At 32.6% G+C, this 20,990-nt stretch carries 28 protein-coding genes; 9 read left to right on the top strand and 19 right to left on the bottom strand.

Annotated elements, in window-relative coordinates:
* The first annotated feature begins 52 nt into the window (after positions 1 to 52).
* From ABD963_RS04120 to ABD963_RS04110, 3 genes are read left to right on the top strand one after another with little or no spacing between them, the layout of a single operon-like run.
* Positions 53 to 616, top strand: coding sequence for a DNA-3-methyladenine glycosylase I (locus ABD963_RS04120; RefSeq protein ID WP_345275669.1), 564 nt, complete (start codon positions 53 to 55; stop codon positions 614 to 616).
* Entirely contained in the window at positions 603 to 1,190 is a 588-nt protein-coding gene (locus ABD963_RS04115; RefSeq protein WP_345275668.1) for a hypothetical protein, read from the top strand. The genes ABD963_RS04120 and ABD963_RS04115 overlap by 14 nt, the downstream gene beginning before the upstream one ends.
* Positions 1,138 to 1,857, top strand: coding sequence for a DUF2490 domain-containing protein (locus tag ABD963_RS04110; RefSeq protein ID WP_345275667.1), 720 nt, complete (start codon positions 1,138 to 1,140; stop codon positions 1,855 to 1,857). The genes ABD963_RS04115 and ABD963_RS04110 overlap by 53 nt, the downstream gene beginning before the upstream one ends.
* Here the strand turns inward: ABD963_RS04110 and aat are convergent.
* From aat to ABD963_RS04095, 3 genes are all read right to left on the bottom strand, one after another.
* On the bottom strand, positions 1,854 to 2,486 hold the full coding sequence (gene aat, locus ABD963_RS04105; protein ID WP_345275666.1) for a leucyl/phenylalanyl-tRNA--protein transferase: 633 nt from the start codon (positions 2,484 to 2,486) through the stop codon (positions 1,854 to 1,856). The genes ABD963_RS04110 and aat overlap by 4 nt on opposite strands.
* A 91-nt stretch (positions 2,487 to 2,577) precedes the next feature.
* The gene (locus tag ABD963_RS04100) at positions 2,578 to 2,955 is read right to left on the bottom strand and encodes a DUF3127 domain-containing protein (protein WP_345275665.1); all 378 of its coding nucleotides are present in this window, start codon (positions 2,953 to 2,955) and stop codon (positions 2,578 to 2,580) included.
* 37 nt (positions 2,956 to 2,992) lie between these two features.
* Positions 2,993 to 3,862 carry a flavin reductase family protein gene (locus ABD963_RS04095; RefSeq protein ID WP_345275664.1) on the bottom strand — a complete coding sequence of 290 codons (870 nt, stop codon included), beginning with the start codon at positions 3,860 to 3,862 and terminating at the stop codon, positions 2,993 to 2,995.
* A gap of 122 nt (positions 3,863 to 3,984) precedes the next feature.
* On the opposite strand from ABD963_RS04095, the gene ABD963_RS04090 reads away from it, so the two are divergent.
* Both ABD963_RS04090 and ABD963_RS04085 read left to right on the top strand, forming a co-directional pair.
* Positions 3,985 to 5,136, top strand: a complete 1,152-nt coding sequence (locus ABD963_RS04090) for a sensor histidine kinase (protein WP_345275663.1) — start codon at positions 3,985 to 3,987, stop codon at positions 5,134 to 5,136.
* Positions 5,137 to 5,138: 2 nt separating this feature from the next.
* Positions 5,139 to 5,489 carry a hypothetical protein gene (locus tag ABD963_RS04085; protein ID WP_345275662.1) on the top strand — a complete coding sequence of 117 codons (351 nt, stop codon included), beginning with the start codon at positions 5,139 to 5,141 and terminating at the stop codon, positions 5,487 to 5,489.
* Here the strand turns inward: ABD963_RS04085 and ABD963_RS04080 are convergent.
* Complete coding sequence (locus tag ABD963_RS04080; protein WP_345275661.1) at positions 5,484 to 5,873, bottom strand: HIT family protein; 390 nt, start codon at positions 5,871 to 5,873, stop codon at positions 5,484 to 5,486. The genes ABD963_RS04085 and ABD963_RS04080 overlap by 6 nt on opposite strands.
* Before the next feature lie 96 nt (positions 5,874 to 5,969).
* Positions 5,970 to 6,443 (bottom strand): transcription elongation factor GreA, encoded by a 474-nt coding sequence (gene greA, locus ABD963_RS04075; protein WP_345275660.1) that lies wholly within the window; start codon positions 6,441 to 6,443, stop codon positions 5,970 to 5,972.
* Between the two features lie 143 nt (positions 6,444 to 6,586).
* On the opposite strand from greA, the gene ABD963_RS04070 reads away from it, so the two are divergent.
* The gene (locus tag ABD963_RS04070; RefSeq protein ID WP_345275659.1) at positions 6,587 to 7,018 is read left to right on the top strand and encodes a hypothetical protein; all 432 of its coding nucleotides are present in this window, start codon (positions 6,587 to 6,589) and stop codon (positions 7,016 to 7,018) included.
* Positions 7,019 to 7,073: 55 nt separating this feature from the next.
* On the opposite strand, the gene ABD963_RS04065 is transcribed toward ABD963_RS04070, so the two are convergent.
* The 8 genes from ABD963_RS04065 to ABD963_RS04030 form a co-directional block, all read right to left on the bottom strand.
* A complete protein-coding gene (locus ABD963_RS04065; protein WP_345275658.1) occupies positions 7,074 to 9,209 on the bottom strand; it encodes a TonB-dependent receptor in 2,136 nt (711 codons plus the stop codon).
* 305 nt (positions 9,210 to 9,514) lie between these two features.
* On the bottom strand, positions 9,515 to 9,922 hold the full coding sequence (arfB, locus tag ABD963_RS04060) for an alternative ribosome rescue aminoacyl-tRNA hydrolase ArfB (RefSeq protein ID WP_345275657.1): 408 nt from the start codon (positions 9,920 to 9,922) through the stop codon (positions 9,515 to 9,517).
* On the bottom strand, positions 9,923 to 11,473 hold the full coding sequence (locus ABD963_RS04055) for a DUF4301 family protein (RefSeq protein WP_345275656.1): 1,551 nt from the start codon (positions 11,471 to 11,473) through the stop codon (positions 9,923 to 9,925).
* On the bottom strand, positions 11,473 to 12,042 hold the full coding sequence (locus tag ABD963_RS04050) for an AAA family ATPase (protein WP_345275655.1): 570 nt from the start codon (positions 12,040 to 12,042) through the stop codon (positions 11,473 to 11,475). Before ABD963_RS04050 ends, ABD963_RS04055 begins: the two co-directional genes overlap by 1 nt.
* Positions 12,003 to 12,635, bottom strand: a complete 633-nt coding sequence (gene pnuC, locus ABD963_RS04045) for a nicotinamide riboside transporter PnuC (RefSeq protein WP_345275654.1) — start codon at positions 12,633 to 12,635, stop codon at positions 12,003 to 12,005. The genes ABD963_RS04050 and pnuC overlap by 40 nt, the downstream gene beginning before the upstream one ends.
* Complete coding sequence (locus ABD963_RS04040; protein WP_345275653.1) at positions 12,619 to 12,879, bottom strand: thiamine-binding protein; 261 nt, start codon at positions 12,877 to 12,879, stop codon at positions 12,619 to 12,621. Before ABD963_RS04040 ends, pnuC begins: the two co-directional genes overlap by 17 nt.
* Complete coding sequence (locus ABD963_RS04035) at positions 12,876 to 13,607, bottom strand: phosphoglycerol geranylgeranyltransferase (protein WP_345275652.1); 732 nt, start codon at positions 13,605 to 13,607, stop codon at positions 12,876 to 12,878. The genes ABD963_RS04040 and ABD963_RS04035 overlap by 4 nt, the downstream gene beginning before the upstream one ends.
* Complete coding sequence (locus ABD963_RS04030; RefSeq protein WP_345275651.1) at positions 13,608 to 14,234, bottom strand: 4'-phosphopantetheinyl transferase family protein; 627 nt, start codon at positions 14,232 to 14,234, stop codon at positions 13,608 to 13,610. It lies immediately after the preceding gene.
* Positions 14,235 to 14,371: 137 nt separating this feature from the next.
* Here ABD963_RS04030 and ahcY point away from each other — a divergent pair, with 137 nt between their 5' ends.
* The gene (gene ahcY, locus ABD963_RS04025; RefSeq protein WP_345275650.1) at positions 14,372 to 15,688 is read left to right on the top strand and encodes an adenosylhomocysteinase; all 1,317 of its coding nucleotides are present in this window, start codon (positions 14,372 to 14,374) and stop codon (positions 15,686 to 15,688) included.
* A gap of 313 nt (positions 15,689 to 16,001) precedes the next feature.
* Here ahcY and ABD963_RS04020 read toward each other — a convergent pair whose 3' ends face one another.
* Positions 16,002 to 16,271 carry a hypothetical protein gene (locus ABD963_RS04020; protein WP_345275649.1) on the bottom strand — a complete coding sequence of 90 codons (270 nt, stop codon included), beginning with the start codon at positions 16,269 to 16,271 and terminating at the stop codon, positions 16,002 to 16,004.
* Positions 16,272 to 16,366: 95 nt separating this feature from the next.
* Here ABD963_RS04020 and ABD963_RS04015 point away from each other — a divergent pair, with 95 nt between their 5' ends.
* Entirely contained in the window at positions 16,367 to 16,837 is a 471-nt protein-coding gene (locus ABD963_RS04015) for a DUF1569 domain-containing protein (protein ID WP_345275648.1), read from the top strand.
* A 56-nt stretch (positions 16,838 to 16,893) separates the two neighbouring features.
* On the opposite strand, the gene rpmA is transcribed toward ABD963_RS04015, so the two are convergent.
* The 3 genes from rpmA to ABD963_RS04000 form a co-directional block, all read right to left on the bottom strand.
* Positions 16,894 to 17,154 (bottom strand): 50S ribosomal protein L27, encoded by a 261-nt coding sequence (gene rpmA, locus ABD963_RS04010; protein ID WP_345275647.1) that lies wholly within the window; start codon positions 17,152 to 17,154, stop codon positions 16,894 to 16,896.
* A gap of 23 nt (positions 17,155 to 17,177) precedes the next feature.
* Entirely contained in the window at positions 17,178 to 17,693 is a 516-nt protein-coding gene (rplU, locus tag ABD963_RS04005; protein WP_345275646.1) for a 50S ribosomal protein L21, read from the bottom strand.
* A 77-nt stretch (positions 17,694 to 17,770) separates the two neighbouring features.
* Entirely contained in the window at positions 17,771 to 18,223 is a 453-nt protein-coding gene (locus ABD963_RS04000; RefSeq protein WP_345275645.1) for a DUF4199 domain-containing protein, read from the bottom strand.
* A 257-nt stretch (positions 18,224 to 18,480) separates the two neighbouring features.
* Between ABD963_RS04000 and ABD963_RS03995 the strand changes: the two genes are divergently transcribed.
* Positions 18,481 to 19,011 carry a heavy-metal-associated domain-containing protein gene (locus ABD963_RS03995; protein WP_345275644.1) on the top strand — a complete coding sequence of 177 codons (531 nt, stop codon included), beginning with the start codon at positions 18,481 to 18,483 and terminating at the stop codon, positions 19,009 to 19,011.
* Positions 19,012 to 19,062: 51 nt separating this feature from the next.
* Here ABD963_RS03995 and gldD read toward each other — a convergent pair whose 3' ends face one another.
* A complete protein-coding gene (gldD, locus tag ABD963_RS03990; protein WP_345275643.1) occupies positions 19,063 to 19,644 on the bottom strand; it encodes a gliding motility lipoprotein GldD in 582 nt (193 codons plus the stop codon).
* The gene (locus tag ABD963_RS03985; RefSeq protein ID WP_425562786.1) at positions 19,637 to 20,947 is read right to left on the bottom strand and encodes a gliding motility-associated protein GldE; all 1,311 of its coding nucleotides are present in this window, start codon (positions 20,945 to 20,947) and stop codon (positions 19,637 to 19,639) included. The genes gldD and ABD963_RS03985 overlap by 8 nt, the downstream gene beginning before the upstream one ends.
* Between the last annotated feature and the right edge of the window lie 43 nt (positions 20,948 to 20,990).

The following is a 20,990-nucleotide window of genomic DNA, read 5'->3' as shown; positions in this document are numbered from 1 at the left end:
TTTTACAAAAGCTTACATTTATAATCGAAATTTTCACTTTATAGAATTTTAAATGAAAAAAAATAGATGCGGTTGGTGTGTTGGAGATGATTTATATGAAACTTACCACGACCAAGAATGGGGTGTACCTATTTACAATGATAATACTCTTTTTGAATTCTTAATTTTAGAAACTTTTCAAGCGGGTTTAAGTTGGATTACTGTTTTACGTAAACGTGAAAATTTCAGAATAGCATTTGATAATTTCGATTATAAAAAAATTGCCCAATACCAACAGCCAAAAATTAATGAACTATTACAGGACACGGGTATCATTAGAAATAAATTAAAGATTCTAGCAACCATTACCAACGCTCAAGCTTTTATAAAAATTCAGGAGGCATTTGGCAGTTTTAGTAACTATATTTGGGCTTTTGTTGACAATAAACCCATAAAAAATGCACTTAAAAATTATACACAGGTTCCTGCAAATACCTCGTTAAGTGATGCCATTAGTAAAGATTTAAAAAACTATGGTTTTAAATTTGTTGGCACAACGGTCATATATGCCTATATGCAAGCGACAGGTATGGTTAATGATCATGAAATGAGTTGTTTTAGATATGATGAAGTTTAATATTATTATATTGATTCTTTTTTATTGTTCACTTTCATTTTCACAAGTCAAAAATGAAAAAGAAGAACGTATTGAGGCATCAGAATTTCCTAAAAATAGCCTTTTATATTTCAATGCTATAGCAACTCGAGCAAAAAACATTAAATATTATAAAGAAACCGATGGAGAAAAAAGCAGTTATGAAGCTAAGTTTAAACTGAATAAGCTCCATTACAGTATAGAGTTTGATACTTTGGGTAAACTAGAGGACATTGAAATTGTTATAAAAGAAAAACATATACCTGAGCCAATACTCAATAAAATCATGGATTATTATAAAACCAAATATGCCAAAGTTAGATTTATAAAAATACAAAAACAGTTTGTAAATACTTCAGATAAAAGTGACCATGAGTTTTTAAATTATGTCCTCGATAATCCCATTGGCAAAAACACCCATTTTGAGATTATAGCTGAAATCAAAACTAAGGAAGATAAAACGCGTTTGTTAAAGGAGTTTACCTTTGAAAATACTGGCAAATTTGAAAAATCAAGACCCATTTCTTCATCCTCATACGAGCATGCATTATACTAAAGCCATTACTTTTTATATATTTCTCCTGATGTGGGTTTTTTCAGGAGCACAGGAAAGTTTTAGGGCCTTGGCAGAAACCTCTATAGCAATCAACCATAAAGTATCTAAAAATTACAATGTAAATTTTGCAACCCGTTCACGTTCTTTCCTATACAGAAACCAAACTTTACAGTACCAGCAACAGCAGCTGGATATTTTTCACTTTTCAACCTTGGTTTTAGATTACAGTCACGATCTAAGTTTTGGAATCTACTACCGCAACCGGGATATTTTTGATACGGGCAGTGATGAACTTCGCCTTACACAACAGTTTAACTACAAAAAGCAAAAACTTGGTGTTCGGTTTGGTCATCGTTTTAGGAGTGAACAACGCTTTTTTAACGACAGAACGGTTTTTAGACAACGATACCGTTTTACCATAGATTTTCCTTTAAATGGAGAAAAACTTGACATAGGAGAGCTTTATTTTGTAAGTTCTTTGGAGGGGTTACTTAATTTAAGTAAACCTGATATACCAGAAATAGATCAACGTACTACCGTACAAATAGGTTGGCAACTTACAGAAAATTTAAAGCTACAAGCAGGTTTAGAGTATAGGTTAGAATCTTTTAATGTAGAAGCTCAAAATAATTTGTTTGTATTAAGTTCTGGTATTTTGAAGATTTAAAAGGCCATGATATATCTCATAAAACTATCTCTTGAAATTTCTTCAGCACCCAAACTTTCTAAATGCGGGGTGTACACTTGGCAATCTATCAGGTTATAATTGCTGTTTTGTATAAAATTAATAAACCCCAGCTTACTGGCATTGCTTTCTTTGGTAAACATACTTTCACCACTAAATACACCGTTTCCTAAATCCACGCCATAAAGACCGCCGACTAATCGATTTTCATTCCACACTTCAATAGATTTAGCAAAGCCTAATTCATGGAGTTTTACATAGGCACTTATCATATTTTTGGTTATCCAAGTTCCTGCTTGACCATCTCTTTCAACTTTAGAACATTCCGTAATCACTGCTTTGAAATCTTTATTTAGTGTCACAACAAAATTATTATTTCGCAGGATTTGTTTCATGCTTTTGGATACTTTTAACTTATCTGGAAACAAGACAAAACGTGGGTTTGGGGACCACCATAAAATGGGTTCTTCATACTCAAACCATGGAAAAATTCCAGATTTATAGGCAAGCAAAAGGCGTTCTACTGACAAGTCGCCACCAATAGCCAGTAATCCATCTTTAGTTGCTTCATTTACATTTGGGAACCATATATTTTCATTCAAATAATGCATTTACAAACTTAGCTTTAATACAATAGAAAAACCTCTCAATAAAAATACTGAAAGGTTTTATAATTTATGTTTCTGCTCAAGCAGAAATTATTTAAAACGGTAAATCGTCGTGATCGTCTTCGTTTAAATCTCCTGCTGGTTCAAAAGCATCAGCTGGTGGCATTGGAGGTAAATTATCGCCTCCTGCTTCACCTTGTAAAGCTTCAATGCGCCATCCTTGTATGGAGTTAAAATATTTGGTTTCGCCTTGCGGATTTACCCATTCCCTTCCTCGTAAATTGATGCTTATTTTTACTTGTTGCCCAACTTGATAGTTGTTTAACAAATCGGTTTTATCTTGCACAAACTCCACCATAATATGCTGCGGGTATTGCTCTTCTGTAGTCACTACAATTTCTCTTTTTCTAAACCCATTGTTTCCAAAAGTTTGGGTTTCTCCTATCATTTTAATTCTTCCTTGAACTTCCATTTAATCTATATTTAATCTTTAATATTACTACTTTTATTTATGACAACAATATTTTCCAAGCACTTTCAATATCTCCAAAGCTTAAATAATTTCGTGCCAATTTATGTTTTTGTCTATGTGTCTTGGTTTTGATATCGGGATATCGCGAACCTAAATCTTCAATAAAAGCTTTGACTTCTATTTCTGTTGGGAGTGCTTCAATATTGCCTAACATGCCTAAATCGTTCCCTGTTAAAACCATACTGTTTTTAACATAGTCTGGAAAATTATCAACTCCAATTCCTAGGCCAGAAAGTGGTTTGGGTATTTCAAAAAAGCCCTTTATTGCACGACTATAATAATTACCTCCTGCTCTAGCTACCAAGTCTAACTTTTTTTGGTTTATGGACCCATCTTCATTTAAAACATCTTCATCAATATGAAATTTTACAATTTCACAAATAACTAAATTACCGGCACCTCCCTCTGTCCCTAATTTTATGATGTCATTTACTTTACACTCAAATTGTACAGGAGCTTCTGCAACCCTAAAAGGTTTCACAATCTCTGATTTCAACATGGTCAAACCTGCTTTTTCAAACTCATTAACGCCCTCAGGATATTCGGTGCTACTTAATGACATTTGATGTACCATATCAAAATTTACAACATTTATTACTACTTCTTTTGTGGCTTCAACATTTTGCAACGTATGCTTTTCTGTGTTATCCCGAACACGTCTGGATGGTGAAAAAATTAAAATAGGAGGATTTGCACTGAATACATTAAAAAAGCTGTAAGGTGATAAATTTGGATTGCCATCAACATCAACGGTACTTGCAAAAGCTATTGGCCTTGGTGCTACAGCATTTAACAAATAACTATGCAATTTGCTGGTGGACAAACTTTTTGGATCTAAAGACAGCATTAACCTCTTTTAAGTTTTACAAATGTAACTAAACTACAACGCATCTAAAAACAGATTTACTAACAACTTGCGCAATAATATTAACAGATTTGCATTATATTACAAATCAAATTTAATTTTTAATGATTTTCACAAAACACAGCAATGCTTTTAGATGGATTATCATCCTAATATCATTTGCTATAGTATTACTTATTTTATGGAAAACCTATGAATTCTTTCAATATTTTAAGGAGGAAGAGCGAAGCAAAATGGAAAATTGGTCTTTTGCACAAACCGATTTAATAAACTCTGATAATAATACAAATTTAGACCTAACATTAAAAATACTAAATAGCAATAAAAGCACACCTGTTTTAGAGATTAATAAAGATGGAAGTGTTGGCAGTCATCTTAATATTGATGATATTAAATTGACAGACTCTACGTACATAAAAAATTTAATTACAAAATTCAAGAGTGAAAACAAACCTATAGAAGTTATTTTCGACGGTAAATTAAATAGCATTATTTATTATGGAAATTCACCATTACTTAATAAACTAAAGTATTATCCTTTAGCCTTGATGCTAATTATTATTCTATTTGTAGCAGTAATTTTTTTCTTTTATAGCAGTAACAAAAACGCCACTCAAAATAAGTTATGGTCAGGTATGGCTAAGGAGACCGCGCATCAAATAGGTACGCCTTTATCATCATTAATTGGCTGGACAGAAATTTTAAAAAGTGAGAACGTAAACCCAGATTATATTGTTGAAATAGAAAAAGATGTAGATAGGCTAAAAACCATTACTGAGCGTTTTAGTAAAATAGGTTCGCTGCCAACATTGGAAATTACCGACATTGTAAAGGAAACTATTGAATCTTTTGATTATTTAAAAGCACGTTCTTCAAAACTTATTGATTTTGAGATAAACGTCCCAGACGAAGTAATTCCTGTAAATCTAAATGGACAACTTTACAGTTGGACTATTGAAAATCTAGTAAAGAATGCCATTGACGCCATGAAGGGCCGGGGTAAATTAATTGTTGAAATTTCACAATTGGAAAACAATGTAAAAGTAAGTGTTACCGATACTGGAAAAGGAATTCCGAAGAAGGATTTCAATAAAATATTTGAGCCAGGTTTTACAACCAAAAAAAGAGGTTGGGGTTTAGGACTATCACTTACCAAACGTATTATAGAAAGTTTTCATGATGGGAAAATTAAAGTTTTACACTCTGAAATTGGAAAAGGCACCACTATACAAATTGCTTTAAAACGTGCTAATTAAAAATGCCTGAAAAACAATTTGATATAAAAGAAGTCACTTTAAAAAACAACTGTCCAATATGTTTTATTAGAGAGGGTTTACGCTTAATTTTAAAGCAAAAAATTAAAGAAACGAAGTTTTACAAATCGATTACCTCTGAGGTCAATTATGAATTAGTTTGTAAAAAATGTAACTCCATTATATACCCTGTACAATGGACAGATGATATTGATCAAGTAGTGGATTACCAAAAAAAAGCTGTGGAGCCGAAAAAAGCTTCCACGTACCTAAAAAAACTCAGTTGGGTTGTGATAATAACTACTGCTATAGTTGTCTCTGCAGTAATTTTTACGATGCTTTACAATAATTTATAGTGCAGCTTTTATGGAATTTGCTATATCTTGAAATTCGTCTGGTGTTAATTTTACTTTTTGAATAAATCGGGCATCTTCCATAGAGTTTAAAGGAATTAAATGCACGTGGGCATGTGGAACTTCCAAACCAATGACGGTTAAACCAACCCGTTTACAAGAAATGGTTTTCTCAATAGCTTTAGCAACTTTTCTTGAGAAACTCATTAAACCATTAAAATCAGTTTCATCTAAATCAAAAATCTTATCGACTTCCTTTTTAGGTATACAAAGCGTATGCCCTTTACTGTTGGGATTAACATCTAAAAAGGCTAAAAAATCATCTGTTTCAGCTACCTTATAACAAGGAATTTCGCCATTAACTATTTTAGTGAAAATTGAAGCCATATTTTTTGAGAGTTTCAATAGATGTAAATATAAAAAGATTCCCAATCAAAATAGATTAGAAATCTTTAAAATAGGTTTTTTTTTAATATAAATAGTTTATCTAGAAATCTCTATAATATCAAATTTCATAACACCATTTGGTACTTGTATTTCTGCAACTTCACCAACCGATTTTCCCAACAAGCCTTTGCCAATAGGAGAGTTTACCGATATTTTACCCGATTTTAAATCGGCTTCACCATCGGCCACCAAAGTATAAACCATTTCCATACCATTGGTTTGGTTTTTTATCTTCACTTTGGACAACACCAATACTTTAGATGTATCCAATTGTGATTCGTCTATTAATCGAGCTCCTGCTAAAGCGTCTTCAAGTTTAGAAATTCGCATTTCCAACATACCCTGTGCTTCCTTAGCTGCGTCGTATTCGGCATTTTCACTTAAATCGCCTTTATCTCTCGCTTCAGCTATAGCTTTAGAAGCTTTTACGCGCTCAACATCTTTTAATTGTTTAAGCTCATCTCTTAATTTTTTTAATCCCTCAGGTGTATAGTATGATACTTTACTCATAACTTCATCGTTTTACTTAATAAAAGATGCTGAAAAAATTCAGCATATAAAAAAATCCCGTAAGCACGAGATTAGAATACAAATATACAAAATATTTATGTCAATTTACTTTTTGTTGTAAATTGCCCATTATTACGAATGCTATGAAACACTTCCTGTACTTATTTTGTTTACTTTTTTTATGCGCATGTAGTGGCAACTCTATTGATAATAGAAATTGTAATTTTTTATTGGATATTAATGTGAGTGAAACTATCAATCTTAATTTTCCTCAATATAGTCAGTTAAAATCCATAAACGTTCCAGTTCATATCCCCAATATAGGAGGTAAAGACGGCATTATAGTTAACAATACCGGCTCCAGATATGTAGCTTTTGATGCCACCGACCCCAACCACATTCCCTCAAATTGTTCGTTTTTAACTATTAATGGCATTATTGCTAAATGTAATTGTGACGATGGAAATGAATACAGTTTACTGGATGGCATCCCTGTTGGTAACACTGGAACAAGATGTCCTTTAAGAGGTTATGTGGCACAAAGAAGCGGTGATAACTTGACTATATTCAATTAAAAAAGCGCATTTGGTATTAAACCAGCCGCGCTTAAATTTAAACCTAATACATCACTTAAAATTTTAAAGTAGCCCCTAACAAGAAATTTGTGGTGGCTTGTGGATAATACCCAGCAAAATAACCTGTGGTTGTTCCAGTAGGACTGCTTGCATCATCAAAATCGAAAGAGCCAAAGTAGCCATTAGAAACATATTCTTTGTTAAAAATATTATTTACTAAACCAGATAATACAATGGATTTGAATAACGCTTTGGGTTTAATTTCATAATTGATATTGAAATCGCTCACAAAGTAACTTTCCAAAATAGAGTCTGCATTATCGGTATTTCCCATATATTGTTCGCCAACATATTTGCTTAAAAGCGATAGTTGTAAACGTTCAACAGGATAAAAATTTAAAGCATTACCAATAACTAATTCTGGTGAAAAGGAAATATTGGTGTTACCTAAGTTTACCAGAACTCCATCAACTGAGGTGGTAAAATCTTTATTTTTATTACGGCTCAAAGCCACATTAGTTGATAAGTTAAATACACTGCTAAACTTGATGTTAGCATCCACTTCTAAACCTAAACGGTAACTTTTACCACTAGTAGCTCTTAATGGACTTCCCACATCATCCAATTCACCTGTTAAAACCAGTTGATTTTGATAAAACATGTAATAAACATTAGTACTAAGTGCTACCTTTTCAGTGTTATGGCGCCATCCTAATTCAATATCATTCAAGGTTTCATTTTCTGTTACTCCTGCTTGAAAATCATCCCGATTGGGTTCTCTATTAGCTATAGCATACGATGCATAAAAGTTATTATTCAAGCTTGGTTTATAAGTAAACCCTAATTTGGGATTAAAAAAGTCGAAATCTGCATCGGTATTAAATACATTCCTATCAGAATCCAACCCATTGGTTTTGTAGCTTACAAAACGTCCTTGCAAATCAACAAACCCAGTTATCTTTTTGGCAAGTTTGAAAGTAGCTTTTGTAAAGATGCTGAAATCGTTTTTAGTGGCATCGCCATTGTAATAACGATCTCTTATTTGAGTATTGGGTGCTAAATTACTACCCCATATAACCTCTCCAAAATGATCTCCGGTATAAGAACTTATGGATAATCCTGAAATAATTTCCAGCATATTTTTTTTATAAGTAACATTGGCATTTAGCACATAAAAGTTATTGTCCAGCCAACGGCGCACAATAACATCAGAATCATCTACAATTAAATTGGCAAAATCTGTAGCAGATTCCTCTGGTCTGTACTGCTCAAAATATCCGTAACCTTTAGTGTAATTTAGGCCTAAATTGGTAGACCAGTTATTGTTAAAACGCTCATTCCAATGTAATTGATAGTGGTCTTGCCAGTAATTATCGGTTTCATTTTCGTAGGTGTAAGGGTTTTGTCTTCGGTCTTCTTGTAATTGTTCTGCTGTTAACCCAAACCAAGATTGATAGGTTTGTTCTTTATTTCCAAAAGTTAACGCTTTAATTAAGGTGTTTTCATCTTTATAAATACCTTGTAAAAAATAGGATTTCAAGTCGGTAAAAGCACGATCTACATACCCATCGGAATATATTTTTGAGAAGCGTCCAGAAAATTCAAAATGATTATTTAGCAACCCCGTACTTAATTTTACGGTGTGTTTACGAGTATTGAAGCTACCAAAACTATTAGATATTTCACCAGAAGCTTCTTCGGAAAACGCATCGGTTAATAGGTTTAAACTAGCCCCAAAAGCACCAGAGCCGTTTGTTGAAGTTCCAACCCCTCTTTGCAATTGCAAGCTTTCTGTAGATGAGGCGAAATCACCTAAATTGACCCAAAAAGTGCCTTGGCTTTCAGGGTCGTTGTATGGAATTCCATTTATGGAAACATTTACTCTTGTGGCATCGGTGCCACGAACTCGAATACCCGTGTAACCTATACCAGCACCCGCATCACTAGTGGTTACGACTGAGGGCAAATAATTAAGCAAAATTGGGATATCCTGGCCCAAGTTGCGTTTTGCCAACTCTTCCTTTGATACGTTTGAATGAGTAATAGGAGAATCGGCGTCCACTCTCACTGCTTTTACTAAAACCTCGTCAAGATTTTGAGTTTTGGTTGAATCTTGTTCCGTTTGATTTTGTTGTGCATAAGCACAGATTGATAACACAAAAAGTGTCAAAAAAAGAAAATTGTTTTTCATCTCGAAATAAATAAAATTTAAATCGAATAAAAAGAGGTCATTATTCTTTTATTGTTAATAATTGATTTTTTGAAAAGCAACTTGCTTTTCTTTTATAATCCCTAAACAGCATTACCTGTTCCAGGTTCATTGGGTATGATCTCAGCCTTTCGGAAGTTAAAAGTTAAAAGCTAAAAGTTAAAATATCTTTATTAAGAATTTTTCAATGTTCACTAATCACTGTTAACTGAAAAAGCACCCCTTTTTGAGAACGACGCAAAATTACTCAACAATAGATAATTGACAATGGACTATGTACAATTATTTTAATCTAAATCAGGTTTTTTTCTATTTACCTTTTTCTCAGATAGATTACGTTTGCTTTTCAATCGTTTTCTGACTGCGGATTTTGGAACTTTTGTTGGTATTCGCCTTTTTGGAACAACCAACGATGCTTGAACTAGGTCAAAAAAACGCTTTATTACCAGGTCTTTATTTTTATGTTGGCTTCGGCTTTCATCGCATTGCAATATTAAAACGCCTTCATTGGTCAGTCTTGATTTTAATTTATTTTGAAGGCGTATTTTTTGTAAGTCAGTTAAAGCTTGTGAATTATTTAAATCAAAATACAATTCAATTTTTGAAGACACTTTGTTCACATGCTGTCCGCCAGAACCTGAACTTCTAATGGCTTTAAAATTGAGCTCTTGCAGTAAACCATCTTTATTTAACATTTATAAAACTTGATGTGCGGGTTTTAATAAATCGTTAACTGTTTTTACAGGGTTAAACGTTTCAACGGGTACTTCAACAAAAATTGAATTCCAATGTGCCATACTACCATTCCATAATCCAGGTAACTCAAGAGCCTGAATATCAACCCCATTTTGCGTTTTCATGGTGATAAAAGCTGCCTCAGGATCAACATAATTCATTAAATCAAACTTTTTACCTTTATAGTTTTTAATACCACATACCAAATCGGTTGGATTAAAATGTGTAGCGTTTTTTACTATATCTGCTTGCTGTTTATTATCAATATCTATTTGAGCAAATTCCACAATTTGTAATGATATCTCTCCATTAATATCCTTTACCCAAAATGGACCTCCACCAGGTTCGCCTTCATTTTTTACCATAGCGCAAACACGCATAGGCCTGTTAAGTTTATTCTTTAAATAAATTATTTTTTTCTCAAGTGACAGGTCGTCAAAATTCTCTGTAATAGGTACATTTAGTGTTTTTGATAAAAATAACGCCATGTCTATTGTATCCTCTTCTGTAATAGTCTTATTATCTAAATCTTCTAGATAGGCAAAAGCTTGATTTTGCGCTTTTAATAAGACTCCAGCTATCATTTTTTTATAATCGGATATTTTTTTGTTTTTATCAAACACTACTATGTTATCTATATTTTTAATAAAAACAACATCGTTATCTAAATCATTTAAATTTTCTAAAAGGGCGCCATGGCCTGCAGGCCTGAATAAAATAGAGCCGTCGTCGTTTCTGTAAATTTCGTTATCAGTAGTTAAAGCCAAGGTTTCGGTTTCTGCTTTTTGGTAGGAAAAAGACACGTTAAATGTAGTTCCGATGCTATTTTCTAAACCAGATTTTACCTTGTTCAACTCCGTGTTGAAATAACTGTGGTGTATTTCAGAAACTGTAAAATGCAGATTTGATATTCCGTTTGAACTCGCATAAAGTGTTGATTCCAACAAATGTTCACGAAATGCCGTAACCGATCCCGTTTTGTATTGATGGAAAGGAAGTAATCCCTTAGGTAAAAAACTGTAATTTAACCCGTTTTCTAATAGCATCGTGTGCACAAATTTGTAGCAAGCTTCATCTTTGGATAAATTTTTGAAATTCGGGGTTTGTGATTTAACCTCATTCAATACTTCTTCATAAAAAGGAAATTGATTTAAACAATCGCTAAATGTTTTAATTAATTTGTTTCCTGATCGATTTACATAGTCATCAATACTTTCGTTTGACACATCAAAATCATTTAAAAACTGAAACAAAAATTTGAACATTCTAGAGGCTGCACCAGAGGCAGGAACAAATTTTATGATGTTATAATTATTTTGTTCCGTTTCGTAAAAATCTATTAAATCTCGCATCTCCTGTTCAGAATATTTTTCTATTCCGTTTCCAATATTTGCAGCTTCAACCAGATTTGAATAAGACATGCCATTTTTAATTCGGTTAACTTGTGCTTCAACCAGTTTTACCGTTATGCCTTTATTTTTTATTTGTTGTAAATCTTTTTCTGTAAACATTATTTTTGGGGTTTTAAAAGTTTATCAATATGTTTTACGGCTTCTTCCAGTCGTTTTTTTTTGTTGCCTTTTAATAAAATGTATGGTCTATTTTGTTTTATGAGCTCATTTTTAAAGGCTTCAAACATTTCTTTTCTATGTTCTGGTTTGTCTCTTAAATCATCTGCCTCCCATGGGGTGTCAATGTAAGTGAGCAAATACAAATCATAAGTGTTTTCAAGTGCATACTTTTCTAAAATGGGATCGCAACTTCCTATATAGTAGGCCTCAGAATACACTTTGGTTTCCAGTAAATCGGTATCGCAAATTAAAACAGTATCTGTTTTTTGCGCCAATTCATTTTCTAAACGCATTTGTCCTTCAGCAATAGGAAGTAAATCATTTGGCTCACAAGTTTTACGTTCGTTATTCCATTTGTTTTGAAGATATTCGCGTGCATATTCTGGCACCCAAACCGAATTGTAGTATCGAGCTAACTGTCGAGACAAAGTCGTTTTTCCAGTAGATTCGGGACCAAACAAAACTACTTTCACACAGTTTGAAGGTTGTTGTTTAAATTTTTCTTCCATGCTAAATAACCAAAAATGGCAATCACTGTAAATCCTAAATATTGAAAACTAGTAAACGTAAATCCTTTGTAAAAATACAATGGGACTGAAATAACATCTCCAATAATCCAGAAAACCCAATTTTCAATTTTTCGTCTTGCCATAAGCCACATACCAACAAAAAATATAGCAGTTGTTATGGTGTCTACGTAGGCAACCCAACTTGTCCATTTACCAAAAGCCTTGTAAACTAAATAAACAAACAACAGGGTAGCAAAAAATATGGCTATACTAACTCTTTTTTCGTTGAATGTTGTTGTTGAAATTGGTGTAACGTGGATTTCATCTATTTTTCTTGTCCAAATGTACCAACCATAAACACTCATTATAAAGTAGTATGCATTTATCATCATGTCACCCAAAAGCTCCCACTTAAACAATAAATAAACAAAAATAATAGTACTTATCATACCCGTTGGAAACACTGAAACACTGTTCTTTTTAGAATACCAAACTGATAAGAATCCAAAGATAACTGCAACAATTTCAAGAACAATATCTAAAGTTTCATAATCTGAATATTGCCCAAAGAAAAACTCAAAAGTGGGGCTCATAATCGTGTCTATCAGATTTTACAATTTTCATATACAGTAAGCCTCTATCAATAAGTTCAAATGCTTCTTTAATTTCTGAGGTTAAAAGTTTCATTACCTCATCATAATCGCCATAAACTTGGGTGCTTAAAGGGTTTTCAAGAACTTTTAAATTTGAAGCTCTTAATTTCTTTATAAAATGAATGATTGCAGGCTCGTAATTATCATGTAAGGGAGTTAATGTTAATTCTACTGATATTTTCATATTTCTTTTTTTAATTCATCAAAAAACGCTTCGTTGTCTTCAAAAACAGTTCCAATAACCACCATATCTGCTCCAGAATCATACGTGTTTTTTAGTTGCTGTTTATTTCTAATACCTCCTCCAACTATAATTGGTATTTGCAACTCTTGTTTTACGGATTTTATTATCTCAGTATTTATGGGGTGAATGGCACCACTACCTGCCTCTAAATACATCAATTTCATGCCCAACAATTCTCCCGCTTTTGCAGTATCTACTATGTTCTGCACATTTTTTCTAGGAATTGGTTTTGTTCCCGTTACGCGCTGAACAGAGGTTTCCTTCCCGTTTTCTATTAACATATATCCAGTAGAAATAACTTCTAATTTGGTTTTTCTTAATTTTGAAACCGCATCAATATGTTTACCAATTAAATAATCAGAATCCCTCCCGGAAATTAAAGACAAAAACAATAGAGCATCAGCTTTTTTGGTAATTTGCGACACATCTCCTGGAAATAATACAAGGGGTAATTTGGTATACTTTTTAATTTCAGCAACCAAAATTTCAGTAGCCTTTTCATCAACGATACTACCTCCAACAAAAATATAATTTGCAATGGACTCATTGACTTTTTTGACAAAATTAGCGGTGTTTTCAATAGAAAATTTATCTGGATCGATTAAAACAGCAAGCAGTTTTTTCTTGTTTGATACAGAATCTTGTATGTTTTTATAAATTAAATTCATTTAAGCAATGGCATAAGCACAAGTAAACCCTTCAAACTCCAAAAATTGAATAGTATAGCGATATTTTTGGTTTTGATAATCAATCCAAGCAACGGTTTCTTTATCTTTTATTTCAAAAGGAATCACCAAAAAATATTTCTTAAAACTCAATCCTGGTGTTGCAAATAGCTTATACAACGATTCCTTTATACACCAAATAGCAGTGAGTTTTTTGATGTAATCTGAATCGTTTTCTTTTAAGTAATCAAACTCATAATCAATAAACTTATGTGCAATAATGGTTATTTTATTACGTTGCTTTTCAATATCAATTCCAACCACATTTTCACTTACTATAACTGCTGAAAAATGAAAGGAATGTGTTATGGATATCTGTTTTCCATCTTTCAAATGTGGTTTTCCATGTTCGTCATAAAATAAATCCGAATCTTGATACCCAAACTCAGTTAACAAATGTCTTACACTTAAAAACCCACGTTGATGTAATTCACTTTTCATACCAAAAACACGTTCTAAACTTTCGGGTTTAAGTTGGGTATTATTCATTAAATCCTCAAACGATTCTAAAATCTTCCATATTTTAACAGTTGTTTGTGAATTTGGGTTAATGGTTTTATATAATGGCATTTAATATTCTGAAAGTTATTGATTATCTTTGCACTGCCTATGGCAGATTATATGTTTTTGTTGAGCAATTTAACTATTTTAAATGCTTTTCCAAAGATGTTTTCCTTTTATAAAAAACAAAAAAGTAAGAAATTGATATGAGTACAAAAACCATTCCTTTTATAGCTAATAAAGTGAAAGATATATCACTTGCAGCTTGGGGTAGAAAAGAAATAGAATTGGCCGAAGCAGAAATGCCGGGTCTAATGAGTTTACGTGAAGAATATGGAAACTCAAAACCACTTAAAGGCGCTCGAATTGCAGGTTGTTTGCATATGACCATTCAAACAGCGGTTTTAATTGAAACTTTGCAAGCTTTGGGTGCAGAAGTGACTTGGAGTTCATGCAATATTTTCTCAACCCAAGATCAGGCTGCCGCTGCCATTGCTGCGGCTGGAACATCTGTTTATGCTTGGAAAGACATGACTGAGGAAGAATTTGACTGGTGTATCGAACAAACACTATTCTTTGGTGAGGACAGAAAACCCCTAAACATGATTTTGGATGATGGTGGCGATTTAACTAACATGGTTTTAGACCGTTACCCAGAATTAGTTTCTGGTATAAAAGGTTTAAGTGAAGAAACCACAACAGGGGTTCACAGATTATACGAGCGTGTAAAAAACGGCACGTTACCAATGCCTGCAATCAACGTAAACGACAGTGTTACCAAATCAAAATTCGATAATAAATACGGTTGTAAAGAAAGTGCGGTAGATGCTGTTCGTCGTGCTACTGATATTATGCTTGCTGGAAAGCGCGTTGTAGTTTGTGGTTATGGCGATGTTGGTAAAGGAACTGCTGCCTCTTTTAAAGGTGCTGGAAGTATTGTAACTGTTACCGAAATCGACCCCATTTGTGCATTACAAGCTGCCATGGATGGTTTTGAAGTTAAAAAATTAGAAACCATTGCGCCAAATGCAGATATTATTATTACTACAACTGGAAATAAAGACATCGTTCGTGGTGAACATTTTGAGGCTGTAAAAGACAAGACCATTATTTGTAACATTGGGCATTTTGACAATGAAATTGATATGGCTTGGTTAAATAAAAATTATGGCCATACTAAAAACACTATCAAGCCTCAAGTTGATAAATATACCGTAAACGGGAAAGACATCATTATTCTAGCTGAAGGTCGTTTGGTAAACTTAGGTTGTGCCACAGGACATCCAAGTTTTGTAATGAGTAATTCATTCACTAATCAAACCTTAGCACAAATAGAGCTATGGAACAACAGTGATAAGTACGAAAATGATGTGTATATGTTACCTAAACATCTTGATGAAAAAGTAGCAAAATTACACCTAGAAAAAATTGGTGTAGAGTTAACTGAGCTGCGTAAAGACCAAGCGGATTATATAGGTGTAAAACCAGAAGGCCCTTATAAACCAGAGTATTACAGATACTAGTTAAGAACAATAGATTTTTATATATTAAAAACCCTTGCAGAAATGTGAGGGTTTTTTATTGATGGTGAATTCTGGCATGGTTACTATTACAATGAAAGCAAAAACACCATAAAAATAATCGTGCATTTTGATTACCAAAAATAGAACGAAATATATAGCGCGATAAGGAAGTCAATCAACAATTAATCGAAAAGGGCTATATGGCTTTAGGTTTTGGGAGCACGAAATAAAAAACGAACTGACCAAATGCATTAATGATGTTTTGGTTTACATTGATGTTGGAGAAAATAATTAATTACATTACATTCAAGAATCAATCCACCATATCCTCCTCAAAATACCACCACAAACTAGAATCAATAGATTGCTTCATTTTGGCGATATCAACACCATCTTTTAAAAAAACAGTAATACTTTCATTAGCTCTGTTTTGCTCTACACAATCAGATATTTCAATGAGTTCAATTTCTTTGAAGTGCTCTAAATGACTTTTTATTTTTCCATCTAAAGATTCATCACTTAAGTAAATTTTTATGCTTGGTTGAGATGGGGAATTCCTAATTTCAGATCTAAAGGGTAGCATAACTATCTAAATTTAAGTTAGACATAGTCTAATTGCAAGTGCAATACTTTAAAGTTACGGATTTTATCAATATCTTTTACATTTAAAATAGCCCTATGAACCAACAACAAATTACGGTTTTAAAAAATCAGTTATCTCAAATTGAAGCATTAATACCTTTAATTAACAAATTAAACCCCAAAGTATCAAAATCTAACGTAGGTTGGCAACTAGATCACGCTTTAAAGGTATTTAATGCGGTTTGTGATTGGACTGAGAAATCTAATCCAAAAGATTATAAGTGGAATTTTAATTTTTGGCGCAGTATTTTATTTCCTTTAGGTTTTATACCAAGAGGCAAGGCCAAGGCACCAAAATTGGTATTACCACCAGAAAATATTAAACCTGAAGACTTAAAGTCTCAAATAAAAACAGCAAGAAATCATATTGAAAATTTAAAAAAATTACCAAAAAAAGCTTATTTCAAACATTTTGTTTTTGGCATGTTACCTAAAAAACAAACGTTACGATTTTTGGAAATGCACACTAAGCATCACTTAAAAATTGTGAGAGATATTTTGAAGTAATAAAAAACCCTTACTTGAAATAGTAAGGGTTTTTATTTTTAAAACAACCATGTTTCTTAAGCGTCAAAAGGCTCTATAGAAACATAAGATTTGTTATCTTTTTTCTTAGTAAATTTTACAACACCATCAACGTAGGCATGTAATGTATGATCTTTTGAAGAGTATACGTTTTCACCTGGGTGATGTGTATTTCCTCTTTGTCTAACGATAATGTTTCCAGCTTTAGCAGCTTGACCCCCAAAAATCTTAACACCTAAGCGTTTCGATTCTGATTCTCTACCGTTTTTCGAACTTCCGACTCCTTTTTTATGTGCCATTTTATTTCGATTTTATATTTTTATTAACTTAACGCAGCTATTAAATCAGCTTTCTTCATTCCAGAAATTCCTTCTATCCCTTTAGCCTTCGCCATCTCTTTCAATTCAGCAACGGTTAAACTGGTTAAATCTTGAGTTAATTCTGCTTTTGGTAAAGCAGTTTTGTTCTCTGTTTCAAGTTTTTTTGCTGGAGTAGCTTTTTCAACTTTATCAGCTTTTTTGGCTCCTGAAGCAACAATGCTTTCAATAACGATTTCAGAAAGCGATTGACGATGACCGTTTTTAACACGGTATCCTTTACGTCTTTTCTTTTTGAAAACGATAACTTTATCACCTTTTAGGTGCTTTAAGACTTTTGCTCCTACTTGAGCTCCGTCTATAGCTGGGGCGCCTACAGTTACGTTGTCACCATCTGCCAAAAGAAGGACATTATCGAAAGCAATTTGCTTTCCTTCTTCAGTTTGTAAACGGTTAACAAAAACTCTTTGGTCTTTAACAACTTTAAATTGTTGCCCTGCTATCTCTACAATTGCGTACATAGCGTAACGTTTTTATTAATTAATTTTGTTCAAAAATGAGTGCAAATATAATGCTAATTAATTAAACTACAAACGTTTTATTGCTTTTGAGGAATATTTCCGGTTTTTTTGAAAAGTTGCATAACGGTAAGAGTTGAAACCACTGTAGTTGCAAAACCCATAATTGCTACTACAAAGGTTACCAAACCAACATCAGCACCAAGACCACCATTCATAACTTTGAGTAATTCTGGCAAAAAATTGGTATTGAACTCTGTTGCGTAAAATAAAAAGAAAACTGAAAACAAAATGGTTGCAATGGTTCCTGTAATTAAGCCTGTTTTAAAACCTTCTCCATATGAAAACCCCTCCGAGTCCTCCAATTTTTTTAATCGAATTACTTCATAAATTCCAAAAGCAGTTATAAAGGCATTAAAAAAGCTAAATACAGGATTGGTATGCTTATGGAACAAAGCTAAAACTAAAAAATAAGCTATTAACACGGCACTAGTTACTAAACCAAAACGAATGGGAAGAGATATTTTTTTCATTTATTTTTTTCTTTTTTAATGGTTATATACAATACTTTAGTTATTAAATTCTATTAATTTCAAATAATGTATAAGTATGCAAAATTTCAGATTGAAATTAATCCACTTAAATTTCGTGAAAAATAATGAATAAAAAAATTTTTAAGCATTTTATACTTATCACCCCTATTTATTAATTCATTAAAATTTTATATTTTAATACGGTAAAAGATACTTATTTAGTAATTTCGCATATTACTTTTTTAAATTAACTCCCAATGAAAACAATAAAGCAAATTATATTAGCAACCTTAATTTCAACTTTTGCATTTAATTGTAAAAATGATGTTAAACCTGAAATTAAGACTGTTGAGGCTATAACTGATACAAAAAAAGAACTAGACCCCAATGCGACTTATGCTAAAGCAGAATTCACTATTGATGGTATGATGTGTGCTATTGGTTGTGCTGCAACTATAGAAAAGAAAATTGCAAAAATGGAAGGCGTAAAATCTGCTATTGTAGATTTTGACAAAAAACTTGCTATGGTCGAATACAATGAAGCTAAAGTAACTCCAGCTTCTCTTGAGGAAACCGTTTCTGGTGTTTCAGATACTTATAAAGTAAGCAACATGAAAACAGTTACTGATTTTTCAACAAGCAAAATTTGTGATAAAGCATGTTGTGCAGGAAAAACAGATGAAGAAAAAGCTAAGTGTAAAAAAGCTTGTTGCTCTGAAACTGCTTTGGTTGACATAAAAGCTTGTGCTGCAGATTGCAAAAAGGCATGTTGTGCTAATAAAGCTTAAATAACACTTTCCTATAACAATAAAAAAGCATCTTAAAATTAAGATGCTTTTTTATTTCCATTCTACGGTTTCCATAATGTGTCTAATATCCTTTTGCAAATAATTGGCTGCTGGCAATATGGAATCATAGTTAGGTTTTGCATAAAAATAAAGCGATCCTGTTAAAAAATGATTGATGCTATCGGTTACATAAAACTGAGCTTGAGAAGCCACATCACCCTTAACTTCCGCAAAAGCACCATACACTTTGTGTAACTTATTTTCATAAGGCGTAACAGGAATTTCATCTGCTTTAATAGTGTGCTTTTGTGTAAAATTTTGTGCATCTCGTAAAAAGTTTATCAAGTTTTCTTTGTTTCCCTCAACAGCTTTATATGTTAAGAAAATGGTACCTTTTAATGAAGGATATTCAATGTTAATACCATAACTTTTGGTAGAGGATTGTACTTCTTTTTCTGATATTTTGGTAGCTAATAAATTGGTTTCAAAAGTAAAAGGCAAATCTAAATTTGATTCTACATACTTTGCTTCTGGATATTCTAAACGTAAAAATGCTTTTGGTTTAGGCACATAATCCTCGCCACAGGATATAAAGAATATGGCTACTAATAAGGCTGCTAAATACTTAGACATTATTTATGGTGAATTTTACAAGTTTAATGCGCTTTTTGTCCATAGCTTCAATAGTAAAAACGTAATTTTTAAAATTTATTTTACTATTTAACTTAGGAAAACTTTTTGATATTTCAAGAACAAATCCAGCTACTGTTTCGGCCTCTCCTTTATTATTTTCAAAAACGGTATCATCTTCAATCTTGATTATTTTGTAAAAATCCTTTAAAGCTGTTTTTCCTTCGAATACATAATTATTATCATCCAATTTAGAATAAGTTAAATCTTCATCATCAAACTCATCACTTATATCACCTACAATTTCTTCAATAATATCTTCAAGTGAGATTAATCCTGATGTTCCACCGTACTCATCAACCACAACAGCCAAATGCACTTTTTTCTCCTGGAATTCAGCCATTAAATCATCTAATTTTTTGTTTTCTGGCACAAAAAAGGGCTCGCGAATTAAGGTTGTCCATTCAAATTGTTTTCTATCAATATAAGGCAATAAATCCTTAACATACAGAATGCCTTTAATATTATCGATATTGTCTTTGTAAATAGGAATTCTAGAATAGCCATTTGAAATAATTTCTGGCATTATCTCGGTATATTTTTGGTCTATATTTAAAGCAAAGATATCTATACGAGGGCGCATAACTTGCTTGGTATCCGTATTTCCAAAAGACACGATACCTTGTAATATTTTGTGTTCTTCTTTGGTGGTGTCTTCATCGCTTGTTAGCTCCAAAGCTTGGGATAGTTGATCAACGCTTAAATTTGATTTTTGCCTTCCTAATTTATTATGTATAGCCAGAGTAACGCTTCGCATTGGCAAGCTAATGGGCGACAAAAGAATATCTAAAACCCTCAACGGATATGCCATAAATACAGCAAATTTTAAATTGTTTCTACTAGCATAAATTTTTGGCAAGATTTCTCCAAATAACAAAATTAAAAAAGTGACAACTACTACCTCTAGAACAAATTTCAATTGAGGGTTTGTTATATTACCAAACATAATATCTCCCATGAAAGCAAAGAGAATCACCACGGCAATATTTATAAAATTATTGGCTACCAATATAGTTGCCAAAAGCTTTTTAGGGCGCTCTAAAAGTTTGGAAATAATTTCAATACGTTTGGATTTTTGCTCCAAGCCTTCTTCAATATCACCTCTGTTTAGAGAAAACAAAGCAACCTCAGCACCTGAAATGAGTGCGGAACAAACCAAAAGCAATATTAGTAAAGCAAAACCAAAGACGATTGAAAAATCAATTGCCATTATTAAAAGTCTAAAACTCGTGAGGTCAGGATCCAAATACTTGTGCTTTAGTTAAACATAAGATTATCGATGTGTAATC

This window comes from Litoribaculum gwangyangense (genome assembly GCF_039543505.1).
Classification (GTDB): domain Bacteria; phylum Bacteroidota; class Bacteroidia; order Flavobacteriales; family Flavobacteriaceae; genus Litoribaculum; species Litoribaculum gwangyangense.
The sequence above is the reverse complement of the archived record's forward strand: the minus strand, read 5'-3'. Positions and strand labels throughout refer to the sequence as shown.